The organism is Pseudomonas sp. H2_D02 (genome assembly GCF_054677635.1).
The window spans coordinates 5,417,521-5,431,558 of the sequence record NZ_CP162816.1 but is presented as its reverse complement, the minus strand read 5'-3'; the positions used below and the strand labels follow the sequence as shown (position 1 = coordinate 5,431,558).

General features: G+C 58.5%; 15 protein-coding genes. 10 read left to right on the top strand and 5 right to left on the bottom strand.

Annotated elements, in window-relative coordinates; translation table 11 throughout:
* Window positions 1-75 precede the first annotated feature (75 nt).
* On the top strand, window positions 76-624 hold the full coding sequence (locus AB4N42_RS24900) for a hypothetical protein (protein ID WP_460115473.1): 549 nt from the start codon (window positions 76-78) through the stop codon (window positions 622-624).
* Here AB4N42_RS24900 and AB4N42_RS24895 read toward each other — a convergent pair.
* Window positions 621-1,832: a phage integrase gene (locus tag AB4N42_RS24895; protein ID WP_460115472.1), complete on the bottom strand. Its 1,212-nt coding sequence runs from the start codon at window positions 1,830-1,832 to the stop codon at window positions 621-623. The two genes, AB4N42_RS24900 and AB4N42_RS24895, sit on opposite strands and share 4 nt — an antisense overlap.
* 391 nt (window positions 1,833-2,223) lie before the next feature.
* Here AB4N42_RS24895 and AB4N42_RS24890 point away from each other — a divergent pair, with 391 nt between their 5' ends.
* From AB4N42_RS24890 to AB4N42_RS24875, 4 genes are all read left to right on the top strand, one after another.
* Window positions 2,224-3,831: a tetratricopeptide repeat-containing response regulator gene (locus tag AB4N42_RS24890; protein ID WP_030142444.1), complete on the top strand. Its 1,608-nt coding sequence runs from the start codon at window positions 2,224-2,226 to the stop codon at window positions 3,829-3,831.
* On the top strand, window positions 3,824-4,516 hold the full coding sequence (locus AB4N42_RS24885) for a sensor histidine kinase (protein ID WP_030142443.1): 693 nt from the start codon (window positions 3,824-3,826) through the stop codon (window positions 4,514-4,516). The genes AB4N42_RS24890 and AB4N42_RS24885 overlap by 8 nt, the downstream gene beginning before the upstream one ends.
* Before the next feature lie 330 nt (window positions 4,517-4,846).
* Window positions 4,847-6,088, top strand: a complete 1,242-nt coding sequence (locus AB4N42_RS24880) for a glutamine synthetase family protein (protein WP_431147399.1) — start codon at window positions 4,847-4,849, stop codon at window positions 6,086-6,088.
* 69 nt (window positions 6,089-6,157) lie between these two features.
* On the top strand, window positions 6,158-7,525 hold the full coding sequence (locus tag AB4N42_RS24875) for an MFS transporter (RefSeq protein ID WP_460115471.1): 1,368 nt from the start codon (window positions 6,158-6,160) through the stop codon (window positions 7,523-7,525).
* Window positions 7,526-7,586: 61 nt separating this feature from the next.
* Here the strand turns inward: AB4N42_RS24875 and AB4N42_RS24870 are convergent, their stop codons facing one another.
* From AB4N42_RS24870 to flgA, 4 genes are all read right to left on the bottom strand, one after another.
* Window positions 7,587-8,333: a flagellar brake protein gene (locus tag AB4N42_RS24870; protein WP_460115470.1), complete on the bottom strand. Its 747-nt coding sequence runs from the start codon at window positions 8,331-8,333 to the stop codon at window positions 7,587-7,589.
* Between the two features lie 92 nt (window positions 8,334-8,425).
* Window positions 8,426-8,893, bottom strand: a complete 468-nt coding sequence (locus AB4N42_RS24865; RefSeq protein WP_181288537.1) for a flagella synthesis protein FlgN — start codon at window positions 8,891-8,893, stop codon at window positions 8,426-8,428.
* 49 nt (window positions 8,894-8,942) lie between these two features.
* A complete protein-coding gene (gene flgM / locus AB4N42_RS24860; RefSeq protein ID WP_030142438.1) occupies window positions 8,943-9,257 on the bottom strand; it encodes a flagellar biosynthesis anti-sigma factor FlgM in 315 nt (104 codons plus the stop codon).
* Window positions 9,258-9,418: 161 nt separating this feature from the next.
* Complete coding sequence (gene flgA / locus AB4N42_RS24855) at window positions 9,419-10,183, bottom strand: flagellar basal body P-ring formation chaperone FlgA (RefSeq protein WP_030142437.1); 765 nt, start codon at window positions 10,181-10,183, stop codon at window positions 9,419-9,421.
* 77 nt (window positions 10,184-10,260) lie between these two features.
* Here flgA and AB4N42_RS24850 point away from each other — a divergent pair, with 77 nt between their 5' ends.
* The 5 genes from AB4N42_RS24850 (at window position 10,261) to flgD (ending at window position 14,011) form a co-directional block, all read left to right on the top strand.
* Window positions 10,261-11,187 carry a chemotaxis protein CheV gene (locus AB4N42_RS24850; RefSeq protein WP_030142436.1) on the top strand — a complete coding sequence of 309 codons (927 nt, stop codon included), beginning with the start codon at window positions 10,261-10,263 and terminating at the stop codon, window positions 11,185-11,187.
* A gap of 56 nt (window positions 11,188-11,243) precedes the next feature.
* Window positions 11,244-12,071, top strand: a complete 828-nt coding sequence (gene cheR / locus AB4N42_RS24845) for a protein-glutamate O-methyltransferase CheR (protein WP_460115469.1) — start codon at window positions 11,244-11,246, stop codon at window positions 12,069-12,071.
* A gap of 347 nt (window positions 12,072-12,418) precedes the next feature.
* Window positions 12,419-12,826, top strand: coding sequence for a flagellar basal body rod protein FlgB (gene flgB / locus AB4N42_RS24840; protein WP_030142434.1), 408 nt, complete (start codon window positions 12,419-12,421; stop codon window positions 12,824-12,826).
* Window positions 12,827-12,829: 3 nt separating this feature from the next.
* A complete protein-coding gene (flgC, locus tag AB4N42_RS24835; RefSeq protein WP_030142433.1) occupies window positions 12,830-13,273 on the top strand; it encodes a flagellar basal body rod protein FlgC in 444 nt (147 codons plus the stop codon).
* 15 nt (window positions 13,274-13,288) lie between these two features.
* The gene (gene flgD / locus AB4N42_RS24830; RefSeq protein ID WP_030142432.1) at window positions 13,289-14,011 is read left to right on the top strand and encodes a flagellar hook assembly protein FlgD; all 723 of its coding nucleotides are present in this window, start codon (window positions 13,289-13,291) and stop codon (window positions 14,009-14,011) included.
* Window positions 14,012-14,038 lie beyond the last annotated feature (27 nt).

Here is a 14,038-nt window from a genome sequence, read left to right as displayed (position 1 = left end):
CAACACGTTTTCGTTGTGTGTCTGCCGGGAATGTGGCAACCTTTCTAGGATCCATAGACGTCTGGGAATGAAACGATGGCCGTAAGGAAGAAAGTAGAAACCATTCACCTGCGCGTTAGCGCGAACTCAAAGGCTTGTCTCGAAGGGCTGGCGAATGCAAACAAGAAGACATCAACGCGTGTACTGGAAGATCTAATAGCCGAAGCGGCGGCAGAATTTCAGGTTCAGGGCGTTGATGCAGCTGTTGATGAGCGTTTTTGGTCTGGCGGGAGTTGGACCTTGCTGGCGGCTTTGCAATTGGCTCACGTGCCTGATGAGCCGATTCTCAAAAAACTCAGGACGTATTTTTTGGCAGAGGAGGCGTTGAGTCCAAAAGATTACATTCTTGTCGAAGCGATTCTGTGGTCTTCAGATTTCTTTTCTGGCGATACAGATATTTTTCTTGAGTCGGAGGGGGTTATCACAAACCCCGACGAGCATCGAATTTTCAAAGTTGATTTGGATGCAATCAGTCGGCAGATGTCATCGCTCGAAGACTACGCTGAGTTTCGATTGAAAAATAAAGCGGTGGCACCCAAGTACGTGGACTACCTAAGGATGATAGAGGCAAAACTAGAAAACTAGATCAGCTCTACGGCTGCCGCTTTGGTTCCGGGGGCCAAGTGCGCGTAACGCAATGTCATTTTGATGTCTCCATGCCCCAATAGGTCTCGTACCGTGTTGAGCGGTACTCCGGCCATTACTAGTCGGGATGCGAAGTCGTGACGCATATCGTGCCAGCGGAAGCCGATCACCTTGGCCCTTTCGAGTAGTTTGAGCCATGCGCTTTTCACGTCTTCAAAGCGGCCGCCTTCTTGGTTTGGAAACACATAGAGGGCCGTCGCTGATTGCTTTTTCCATTCTTCAAGTACGGCTACGACTTCCTTATTCATAGGAATGTGTCGGGTTTCGCTGGTCTTTGTTGTGTCACCAGCGACGGTGATGGTCTTTGTAACGAAGTTTACCGATGACCATTTGAGGTCAAACAACTCTCCACGCCTCATGCCGGAATTCAGCGAGACGAGCACCATTGGTTTAATGTGATCAGTGAAGTGTAGACCCAGCAAGCTTTGCTTCTGTACTTGGCTCCGATCTGCGCGCCATTTGTTCGCGCTTTCACGTTCGGCCCGCATTTCGTCTTGTCGTGCATCCAGAGCTGCGCGTAGGCGCTTGTTCTCGTCTTCATCCAAGTAGCGCACCAACCCCATGGAATCGACCTTAAGTTGCTTTACTTTTGCCATTGGGTGGGCGGTGATGTATTCCCATTCTACCGCCCGACTAAACACGCCGCTGATAGAGCCCATCTTGCGGTTGACGGTCGAGGGCTTGTTGCCGGCCTGCATCCAGGTGGTGCGGATCTGGTCGAGGTCGCGACCGGTGATTGCGTCTATGCGCTGAGCCATGATCGTGTCGAAATTGTTGTCCAAGGTATGCAGCGTTTTTTCGTGGCCCTTGTGGTGAGTTTTGAACCACGGCATATAGGTGTCGTCGATGAACTCGCGTAGCGAGGGGAGGGCAGTACCTTTTCGGCCGTGGGTGACTGCCAGAGGCTCGCCGTGTTTACGCGCTTCATATAAGTACTGAGTCGCTTCCTGGCGGGCTTGGTCGAGCGTAAGGATACCGACTCGTCCCAACGCTTTTTTGCGCGCACGCCCCCACCTGACAATGTACGACTTGGCTCCGGCTGCCGTGACACGCACGTATAGGCCTATTACGATGGTGTCGTGGACCTCGTACTCCTTACCGGTGACTTCCAGGGAAGACAGTAGTTTGCCGGTTAGCTTTTCTTTCACCTGATCTCCGTGGGTGCAATATGGGTGCAAAAAAGACTATACGGATCTGTCTTGTCGGACGCAATCGGACTGAGGGTCCTGTAATTACTGGGGTTTCCCTTTGCTTGCTAGGCTTAAATTGGCCCTCCTAAGGGGAAGGTTGGCAGTTCGAACCTGCCCTGGGACACCATTTCCTGTGCAAATCCTCCCAAGCCCTTCCACGAATCCTTAACGGATCGCTGTTTGCGGCCGATAACCCAATGAGGCCCCTTTCCTGACGTCGCGGCGTCCCGGAGCGGCTCGCGGTGGGTGTCGCGGTTGTCTATCATCTGCGCGCCTCGCCCAACCGCGGGGCGGTGTTGTGTTGTTTTTTGCCATTGAGCTCATTTTCTTATTTGCCTGGACATCCTCGATGCTGGCGTACCACCAAAAAAGTTTTCTGATCGTCGATGATTTCTCGGACTTCCGCAGTTCCGTCCGGTCTATGCTGCGTGAACTGGGCGTCAAGGACGTGGACACCGCCGATACGGGTGAAGTAGCGCTGCGAATGTGCTCGCAGAAGCGCTATGACTTTATCCTGCAGGACTATCACCTGGGTGATGGGCGTAAAAATGGTCAGCAGGTCCTGGAGGACCTGATGATCGAGAAATTGATCAGCCATGAAAGCGTCTTCCTCATGGTGACCGCCGAGACCAGCCAGGCGATGGTGCTCAGTGCCTTGGAGCATGAGCCCGATGCATACCTGACCAAGCCATTCAATCGCTCCGGCCTGGCCCAGCGGTTGGAGCGCCTTGAGCAACGCAAGACGCTGCTCAAGCCGATCCTGCAGGCCCTCGATCGTGGCAAGCCGATGGAAGTGCTCAATGCCTGTATCGCCCTGTGCAAGCAGGACCCGCGCTACGGGCCGCTGTGCCTGCGCTATCGGGCCGATGCGCTGCGCGACCTGAATCAGAACGAGGCCCTTGAGCGGTTGTACAATTCCATCATCGCGGATCGCCCGTTGCCGTGGGCGTACGCGGGGTTGGGTAAATTGCTCTTCAAGCGTGGGCAGATAGGCGAAGCCAAGGCTGTCTATGAAAAAGCCCTGAAAGTCTTTCCGATGATGCCGGCGTTGTACGACGGCATGGCCGATGTGCTGGTGGCCGAAGGCGACACCAAGCAGGCTCAAAGTGTGCTGGAAGAGGCCGTCCGCCTGTCGCCCCTGGCGGTGCGCCGACAAGCGTTGTTGGGCAAGTTGGCGATGACCAACGAGGATTACGACACCGCCTCAAAAGCCTATCGTCAAGCGGTGGGGCAGGGCGCGCAGTCGCGCTTCAAGGACCCGGAAACCAACCTTGGACTCGCCCATGCGTTGATCAGCAAGGGCAGCGAGAAGGGCCTGGATACTCGGACCCGCCTGGAAATCAACACGACGCTCAGCGCCGTGGCGAAGGAAAACCCCAGCGATCCGGGGCTGCAGGTGCGGGCGCGCCTGATGAAAGCCACGAGCCTGCTGCTCAACGATGCCGAAACTGCCGAGAAGTTGACCGAGCAAGCCTTGCAGCGTCTCGACGGCATGGAGCAGTTCATGAGCGCCGAAGCCGCCTTGCTGGTGGCCAAGCAACTGCAAATGCTCGGACAAACCAGCGCCGGCGAGTCGATGCTCAAGAATTGCGCGGAGATCTACGGTGATGATCCGGCGGTCATGCAAGGCATCGCCAAGCTTACCGATGACCCGAACATTCTCAACCAGGGCAATGCCGCTGCCGAGCTGAACCGCGAAGGCGTGCGCGTCTACAAGACTGGTGCGTTGCCCGAGGCGCGGGAATTGTTCCGACGGGCCCTGAAGATGCAACCGAAAAACATCAGTATTGCTTTGAACATGGCGCAATCCCTGCTGCATGGCACCGATACCAGTGTGGAGTCGGAGCTGCTGCAGGAATGCCGCGCCTGCCTGAAACTGGTGGGCATGATGCCCGACACCGATGCGCGTCATGCGCGCTATCAAAAACTGCGAAGCAAGGCATTTGGCGATGAATGACAGCGAACAGGCACTCGATTTTTCCACGGTGATCGCGTCTACCGTGCATGACATGAAAAACTCCCTGACCTTGCTCATGCAGGCGCATACGCAATGGCTCGAGCGCTTGCCGGAGCGCGAGCGGCAGACATCGGAGCAGGGCGTGATGGGCTTCGAGTTCGCTCACCTCAATGGCCTCCTGGTGCAATTGTTGGGACTTTATAAACTCGGGGTGAATCAACTGCCGCTGCATCCGGCCTATCACGAGCTGGATGACTTCATCGAAGCGCAACTGGCCGGCCACCAGGACGTGTTTCGTAGTCGCGGGATCATGGCCACATATGAAGTCGATCCGCTGAGCCCGCTGGGTTTCTTCGACCGTGAGCTGATTGCTTCGGTGCTCGATAACACGATCAACAACGCCATTCGCCATGCCCGGCAGGCATTGCTGATCAGCGTGAGCGACGAGGCTGGGCAACTGGTGTTGACCATCAACGACGACGGCGAAGGTTACCCGCCTGAGATGATCGAGCGTCAGGCCGAGTACGTGCAGGGCATCAACCACAGCAGCGGTAGCACCGGGCTGGGCCTGTACTTCGCCGCCCGAATTGCCGGGCTGCACCAGCGTGGCGGCTTGAGCGGGCGTACCGAGATTGCCAACGGCGGTGTGCTGGGCGGTGGGGTGTTCAGGCTTTATCTGCCCTGAGCCAATCTCCGGGTCGGTACAGAACCCTGTGGGAGCGAGCTTGCTCGCGATAGCGGTATATCAGCTTGCATCAATGCTGCTGACCTGACCCTATCGCGAGCAAGCTCGCTCCCACAGCGCATTCCAATGGCAGATCTTTATTGTCGCTGGGTGCTTGATATTCCGAACAGCCGGAGCCTATTTTGTACGGGTTGCCGTTCGCGGCTCGCACATAACAAGGATTGCGTCATGACGACCGATGGCCAGTGTTCACTCGCGCAGCGATTGACGGGCATTGATGAGATTGAATGTGTCACGCCGGATTTGAATGGCGTGCCCAGGGGCAAGGTGATGAGCGCCGAAGGCTTCCTCGAGGGCCGGCGGTTGCAACTGGCGCGAGGTGTGCTGCTGCAATGCATCATGGGCGGCTATCCGCCATCGCGCTTTTATGGCAGCGATGACGGCGACCTGGCGCTGGTGCCCGATCCACAGCAGATTCATCGCTTGCCATGGAGCCATCCGCCCCGTGCCTTGGCGATTTGCGATGCCGACGAGCTCAGCGGCGAAAGCTCGCCACTTTCGACGCGCGGCCAGCTCAAGGCTGTCGTCGCGCGATACGCGTCCCTCGGACTGGCGCCGGTGGTGGCGACGGAGCTGGAGTTCTTTGTGTTTGCCCCTAATTCGGACCCTACGCAGCCGTTCCGGCCGCCGGTGGGCCTGGACGGGCGTCGCGAAGACGGCCAGTCGGCGTTCAGTATCAGTTCCAATAACGGCTTGCGACCGTTCTTCAATGAAGTCTACGAATGCATGGCGACGCTGGGGTTGCCGCGCGACACCTTCATGCACGAAATGGGCGTGAGCCAGTTCGAAATCAATCTGCTCCATGGCGATCCTGTGCTGCTGGCCGACCAGACGTTCCTGTTCAAGCACTTGCTCAAGGAAGTGGCGCTCAAGCATGGCCTGATTGTGGTTTGCATGGCCAAGCCGCTGGCGCAAACGCCGGGCAGCTCGATGCATATCCACCAGAGTGTTGTCGAGTTGGGCAGCGGACGGAATGTGTTCAGCGACGAGGCAGGCGAACCGACGGCAGCGTTCCGGCACTTCATTGGCGGGCAGCAGGCCGGCATGGCGGATTTCACCGCGCTGTTCGCGCCCAACGTGAATTCCTACCAGCGCCTGTGTCATCCGTTCGCATCGCCAAACAATGCGTGCTGGTCCCATGACAATCGCTCGGCCGGGTTGCGCATTCCCGCCAGTTCACCAGTGGCCCGGCGTGTCGAGAACCGCTTGCCAGGGGCCGATGCCAACCCTTACCTGGCGATTGCCGCGAGCCTGGCGGCGGGGCTTTATGGCATCGAAAATCACTTGGAACCGGGCGCGGCGATCCAGGGCGAGTTCGAGGTGCCGGATAATCTGTCCTTGCCATGTACCTTGCACGCTGCCCTCGAGCGTCTCAAGCGTAGCCATTTGGCGAAGGAACTGTTCGGGGCCGAGTTCATCGAAGGTTACATTGCGTCGAAGACCCTGGAACTGACCAGTTTCTTCGACGAGATCACGCCCTGGGAACGGCGTGTACTGGCGGCCCAGGCATAACGAACCCGTTGCATAGGGGCTATCTTCAAGATGGCCCTCACTTACCTCAAGGAGCCGCTCGGAACGCCGATGCGCCAAATCTGGAAACCTTTTCGAGCGCTTTATTTCGCCTCGCTGATGATGCTCATCGGCTCGGGCCTCTTGAGTACTTACCTGGCGTTGCGCCTGGCTGCCGATCATGTCGACAGTCTGTGGGTCGGTGCGCTGATGGCCGCCAACTATTTCGGCCTGGTGCTGGGCGGCAAGATCGGCCATCGGCTGATTGCCCGTGTCGGGCATATCCGTGCTTATTCAGCTTGTGCCGGGATTGTCGGCGCGGCGGTGCTGGGCCATGGCCTGGTGGACTGGCTGCCGGCCTGGATCGTGCTGCGGATGATCGTCGGCCTGGGCATGATGTGCCAATACATGGTCATTGAAAGCTGGCTTAACGAGCAGGCTGATGCCAAGCAGCGCGGGGTGGTATTCAGCGGCTACATGATCGCCTCGTACCTGGGGCTGGTGCTGGGCCAGTTGATCCTGGTCATGCACCCGGCCCTTGGGCTGGAGCTGCTGATGCTGGTGGCGTTGTGTTTTGCCCTGTGCCTGGTGCCCGTGGCGTTGACCCGACGGATTCACCCTGCACCGCTGCATCCGGCGCCGATGGAGCCGCGCTTCTTTATCAAGCGTGTACCGCAATCGTTGACCACCGTGCTGGGCTCCGGGCTGATCGTCGGCTCCTTTTATGGCCTGGCACCGCTATACGCCTCCCAGCAAGGGCTCACCACCGAACAGGTCGGTCTGTTCATGGGCTGCTGCATTTTTGCCGGGCTGTTGGTCCAGTGGCCGTTGGGCTGGCTATCGGATCGTTATGATCGTGCGTTGCTGATCCGCTGCTTTGCGCTGGCCCTGGCGGTCTGTGCGTTGCCGTTGGCTATCTGGTCGCAGGTGCCGCTGGAAGTATTGTTCGTTGCGGGGTTCTGCTGTTCGCTGGTGCAGTTCTGCCTGTATCCGCTGGCGGTGGCGTTTTCCAACGACCACGTCGAAGGCGATCGCCGGGTGTCGCTGACGGCGATGCTGTTGGTGACCTACGGCGTGGGCGCCAGCATCGGCCCATTGGTTGCCGGGGTGCTGATGAAGTTGTACGGCAGTCAGATGCTCTATGGCTTTTTCGCCCTGTTTGCGTTGGTCCTGGTGTGGCGGATCCGGCCGAAAGCGGTCACCAACCTGCACCAGGTCGACGATGCACCGCTGCACCACGTGGCCATGCCGGACAACATGACCAGCTCGCCGCTCGTGGCGTGCCTCGATCCTCGGGTAGACGAGCAGGTCGTGCAAGACCAGATGCAGGCGTCGCCCAATCCAGACGTCGAGCCAGAGCCGGAACCTGAATTGCAGCCAGTCACCGAAGGCGCGGACGACGAACCGCCATCCTCCGATTTCACCCAGGCCAGGCCTTGAGCCGGGCATAAAAAAACGGGCAATCCTTGCAAGGGATTGCCCGTTTTTTACGCCCGCGAAATCAGAAGTCGTCTTTATCGAACCGACGGGCTTCACGCTGCAACTGATACACGAAGCGTTCGACCTGGCGCTGCACCAGGCCGCTGATGTTGTGGAAGCGTACACCGGCGAACGTGGTATTGATCCGCTCTTCAAAATGCAGGTAACGCAATTCCACCGGCGCGGTCATGTTGCCGAATGGCAGGGCGGCGATGAAGCGTTCATAAACCTGGCCCAGTTGCAGCCGTTCGGTGATGTCGCCATCGAAGCGCAGCTTGCAGCCGGTGGCGGAGATATCCAGCAGTTGGCCATTGACCGGTGATTTGAGCTTGTCGCCACCCAACTCCACGCTCACCAGTTGCGCCAGTTTCAACGCAGCCCGAAAGGCGTTGCGACGTTGGTGATAGACCACTTCTTCGGGCAGGGCGCCGCGGTAGCAGCGGCCGTCGTTGGAATCATCGATGGTCAGCGGACCATTGCCTTCCCACGCGATACGCACGCCGTCATGGAAGCCCTCGACACGAAACGGCTCGCCCGCCAACAGGAAGCGTTCGCCGTCCCGGGGGATCATCTCGTCCAGGGCCATGGTGTTTTTCTCGCGATCAACATCCACCAGGTAGCTCTGGAAGCGCTGGCTGCGCTCGTGGAAAGTAATGATCAGCGGATCATGACTGTCTTGCAGCATCCGCAGGTTGCCGGAGATTTCCAGGGGCGTGGTAAGGACCTTCGGTGGCTGCGGAGCATCTTCCGCGTTTGAGGCATTGAACACGGTGGGTCAATCTCCAAGCAAAATACGACTACAAAGAGCCAGCATTTTGCCAGCATGTTTCGCGCGTTGATAGTGCGCAGGCATCGTTCGCGTCACGCCTGGCTGAGCGGACGGTGCTTGACCAGTTTCGCGGTCGATCCGCGAGCGTCATACAGCGTCGGGATTTCGCCGCCATTGAGGATGCGCAACTGATTGGCGGTGGCGGCCTGTTGCATTTGGATGGATTGGCCGTTTCGAGCGTTGGCGGCCTGGCATTGGCTGAGCAGGTCGTTGAGCACTGCGCTTTGGGACAATAACTGATCGCCAACCGACGATTGGCTGGCCAATTGTTCAAGGCCGTTGTTGTCTGCGGGCAGGTTGAGGCTGGCGAGAATCTCGCTGCGCTTGCGGCCATGCTGGTCGAGCAAAATGATCAATGCCTGTTTCTGCGCCAGAATATTTTCCAGCAGAGGCATGTCCCGCCCATGGAGTGCCAGGGCTTCGGTCTGCAACAGCTCCAGCAATTGTTGTGCTGGAGCGAAGTCGTCGGTGATCAGTTGCAACAAATTAGTGTCGTGCATGGCTGGCCTTGGGTCTTGAGCGTCCAAAAGCCTGGCGCCGACGGACGGCCTAGCGCTGGGCTTCGAAGTTGAGCAGCTTGCTGGCTACGCGGTTGCTGTCGACTTGATAGCTGCCATCGGCGATTGCTGCTTTCAACGCGGCCACGCGGGCGTTGTCGACGACAGGTTGATCGCGCAGCTTGTCAGTGACCTTCTGCAACTGCTGAGCCTCATTGCTGAGGTGTACCGATTCCCCATTGCTGACAGTGGCGGCCTGTTCGGCTGGCTTGGATTTGCCGGTTTCGGCGGTTTCCTTGCTGGCGCTGGTACGCGCAGTCCCTGTCACAGGTGAGGAGCTGTTTAAACGATTGAAATCGATGACCATGGTAAAAAACCTCTGGGTATTTGGACGCTTGCCATGTTTTCGGCCATCCCCAAAAAAACTTTAGGCTCATTTTTCAATGAACGAGCGCACGTCTGCGCTTGCCTTTGCGTAAGGCACAGTCTAGGGAACACCGAGGTCAAGCGCCAGCCTGTCTACCCTCCTTACATAGCCACTTCCACCTGGCCAGGCGCCATTACTTGCGCCTTGATGACTCGTTGGGAGTTGAGGTTCTTCACCCGAATCTGTTCGCGCATGCCGCCGTTGGACAGGGCCTCGCCCGGCATCCGCACGGCTAATGTGCCACTGCGGGCGGTGATGACCACCTGGTCGCCCTTGCGAACCACTTCGGCCTGTTCCAGATGTACCTGCGTGATCACTTGGTCAGCGACCATTGGTCGGACAAGTTTCTGACCAATGGCTTCATCAACGGAAGTCAGGAAGCCCTGGCTGATCTGGCTGACGTCGCGTTCACGCAGCACCACGTCCTGGGGTTCGACAATCCCGGCGCGCTTGAGCGGGCGAGTGGTGGTGACAATTTCGCGATACAGGCGCACTTGAGCGGGCACGAACACCGTCCAGGGGGCCGCGCTGTCGCAACGAACCTTCACCGTGACGCGGCCCAGCGGCCTGGCCGGACTCTCCAGCGAGGCAGTCAATTCCTTGTCGCACATTGGCATCCGCAGGCGCGGGTCGAGCTGGTTGACTTCGATCTCGTAGCGACCTTCGGTTTGACTGGTTGCCAGATAGTCTTCTACGGTGAACTCAAGAAAGCCCTGAGTGACGCCGATAAGGAGATCAGGCAAGGTTACTTCAGCAGCACCGACGGCAGGACCGCCAGAAGCGAGCAGGCAGGCAGCCAGCAGTGCACCGAGCCAGTGGCGGCAGTGAGTGGTCAGGCGTCGAGAAAATGTCGTTTGTGCGTTCATGCCGGTTCAATAGCAAGCCCCGTGCCGTTTAGTGATGAATGCGCGACGGACACATTAGCGTGATTAGGAGTCAGGGCATGGCGGGAGTGATGGATTCGGTAAACCAGCGCACACAGCTGGTGGGTCAGAATCGCCTGGAGCTGTTGTTGTTCCGTCTCGATGGCCAACAGTTGTATGGAATTAACGTATTCAAGGTTCGCGAAGTGCTGCAATGCCCTAAGCTGACCCTGATGCCTAAATCCAGTCCCGTCGTGTGCGGTGTGGCGAATATCCGGGGAGCGACGATCCCGATTCTCGACCTGGCGATGGCGACCGGTTCCGGTCGGTTGCTGGATCAGAGCAATCCGTTTGTGATCATCACCGAGTACAACACCAAGACCCAAGGGTTCCTGGTGCGGTCGGTGGAGCGCATCGTCAACATGAACTGGGAAGAGATCCATCCGCCACCCAAGGGGACGGGGCGCGACCACTACCTCACGGCGGTGACGCGGGTCGACAACCAGTTGGTGGAGATCATCGACGTGGAGAAAATCCTCGCCGAAGTCGCGCCAACGCCGGAGACCATTTCCGTCGGCGTGGTGGATGCCGAGACGCAGCACAAGGCGGTTTCCCTGCGGGTGCTGACCGTCGATGATTCGTCGGTGGCACGCAAGCAGGTCACGCGTTGCCTGCAGACGGTCGGCGTCGAGGTGATCGCCCTGAATGACGGACGGCAAGCGCTGGATTACCTGCGCAACCTGGTCGACGAGGGCAAGCGGCCGGAAGAGGAATTCCTGATGATGATTTCCGACATCGAGATGCCGGAGATGGACGGGTACACGCTGACGTCGGAGATCCGCAGCGACCCGCGCATGCAAAAATTGCACATCATCTTGCATACTTCGCTGTCCGGGGTATTCAACCAGGCGATGGTCAAGAAAGTCGGCGCCGATGACTTCCTGGCCAAGTTCCGGCCCGATGACCTGGCTTCCCGGGTCGTCGAGCGAATCAAGACAGCAGGTTAAAAAGGTCGGGCGCATTGTGCGCCCGGCAAGTCAACACAGTGAAAAGAGGCGGTATCTTGTCTACGGGTAATTTGGATTTCGAACAGTTCCGGGTCTTCCTGGAAAAAGCCTGTGGCATCTTGCTTGGTGAGAACAAGCAGTACCTGGTGTCGAGCCGTCTCAATAAAATGATGGAACAACAGGGCATCAAGTCATTGGGCGAACTGGTCCAGCGTATCCAGAGCCAGCCGCGCAGTGGCTTGCGTGAGATGGTCGTGGATGCCATGACCACCAACGAAACCCTGTGGTTTCGTGATACCTATCCCTTTGAAGTCTTAAAGAACAAGGTGTTGCTGGCGGCTATCAAAGCCAGCCCGGGCCAACGCTTGCGGATCTGGTCGGCGGCGTGTTCGTCGGGCCAGGAACCCTATTCGCTGTCGATGTCCATCGATGAGTTCGAGCGGACCAACCTCGGCCAGCTGAAGGCAGGCGTGCAAATTGTCGCCACCGACCTGTCCGGGACCATGCTCAATAACTGCAAGACCGGCGAGTACGACAGCCTGGCCATTGGCCGTGGGTTGTCACCCGATCGTCTGCAGCGTTATTTCGACGCGAAAGGGCCGGGCAAGTGGGTGGTCAAGGCGCCCATCAAGAGCCGAGTGGAGTTCCGTTCGTTCAACTTGCTGGACAGCTACGCCAGCCTGGGCAAGTTCGACATCGTGTTCTGCCGCAACGTGCTGATCTACTTCTCCGCGGAAGTGAAGAAGGACATCCTGATGCGTATCCACAGCACCCTGAAGCCGGGCGGTTATCTGTTCCTTGGCGCGTCGGAAGCGTTGAACGGCTTGCCGGATCATTACCAGATGGTCCAGTGCAGCCCGGGGATCATCTACCAGGCGAAGTGATTGGCTTGTAAAAGAACGGGAGCCCCAAGGGCTCCCTTTTTTTGCCTGATGATTTCCACTTGCCACCGTCCCCTTGTGGGAGCGGGCTTGCTCGCGAAGGCGGTGTTTCAGTCAAGACAACTTTCACTGTTACACCGCTTTCGCGAGCAAGCCCGCTCCCACAGTTTGGATCTCATTGCGCCTGAGAAGCGGCAGAAAAGCGGCAGCCGGCGGAAACCGATTGCCGCTTTTCTGGCATTGCCGCTTTGCCGATCCCCGCAAAGCCCCGGTTTACGGGCTTTTTCAAAGTGGCACGGCACTTGCTAAAGCCATCGTACGTACATTCTGGTCACCCAAAGGTTTCCGACATGAGCATCAGCTTCGATAAAGCGCTCGGTATCCACGAACAGGCCTTGAGCTTCCGCGCCCAGCGTGCCGAAGTCCTGGCCAACAACATCGCCAACGCCGACACCCCGAACTACAAGGCGCGTGACCTGGACTTCTCCAAGGTCCTTGCCGAGCAGAACGAAAAAGCCAAGAACGGCCACTTCGCCTTGAACATGACCAACAACCGTCATATCGAAGCCGAAGGCGTGGGCAGCGGCGACGAGTCGCTGATGTACCGCACGCCGATGCAACCGTCGATCGACCAGAACACCGTGGACGCTCAACTGGAACAGTCCAACTACGCGGAAAACTCCGTGAACTTCCAGGCCAGCTTCACCCTGCTCAACAGTAAATTCAAAGGGCTGGTATCAGCCCTGCGTGGAGAGTAAGCCATGTCGATCGCGAGCGTTTTCAATATCGCCGGCAGTGCCATGAGTGCCCAGACCACTCGCCTGAACACCGTCGCCAGTAACATCGCCAACGCCGAGACCGTCTCGTCGAGCATCGACCAGACCTACCGCGCCCGTCATCCGGTGTTCGCCACCATGTTCCAGGGCGGCCAATCCACCGGCGGCGACTCGCTGTTCCAGGAGCAGGACGCGGCCGGGCAGGGCGTGCAGGTGCTCGGCGTGGTCGAGGACCAGAGCAACCTCGAAGCCCGCTACGAGCCCAATCACCCGGCGGCCGACGCCAAGGGCTACGTCTACTACCCGAACGTCAACGTCGTTGAAGAAATGGCTGACATGATTTCCGCCAGTCGTTCTTTCCAGACCAACGCCGAAATGATGAACACCGCCAAAACCATGATGCAGAAGGTCCTGACCCTCGGTCAGTGATAAGGGGCGAGTCACATGAGCGTCACTAACACCACCGGCGGTTTGAGCCTCAACGAGATCCTCGCCAACTCTTCGGTCAAGACCAACACCACGACCGATGGCCTGGGCGCGGCAACCAGTGCGGCGACCGGCAAGAAGGAGCTGGGCAAGGACGCGTTCCTGCAATTGCTCGTGACCCAGCTGAAGAACCAGAACCCGCTGGAGCCCCAGGACAACGGCGAATTCGTGGCCCAATTGGCGCAGTTCAGCAGCCTGGAAGGCATCACCACGCTCAACGAAACCGTGAGTGGCATTGCGGGCAACTACAACTCGTCCCAGGCCTTGCAAGCTTCTTCGCTGGTCGGTCGGTCGGTGATCGCGCCCGGTGACAAGGCTGTGGTCGACACCTCCAAGAGCCTCAACGGCACCGTGGTGGTACCGGCGGCAGTGTCTTCCCTCTCGGTCAAGATCATGGACAAGGATGGCAAGACTGTCCGCACTATCGACCTGGGTAGCCAGAAGGCTGGCAACTCCGCCTTCATCTGGGATGGCAAGAACGACGCGGGCACGACGGTCGAGTCGGGCACGTACACCTTCGCGGCCTCGACCACCATCGACGGCCAGGCCACGTCGCTGATCACCAACCTGCCGGCCACGGTCAGCAGTGTGACGATCAGCCAGACGGGCGGTGAGCTGATGCTCAACCTGGCCGGGCTGGGCAGCATTGCCCTGTCCAAAGTACAAACTATTGGTATGTAGAGCCGACTAACCGGCAAAAGGAGTCAA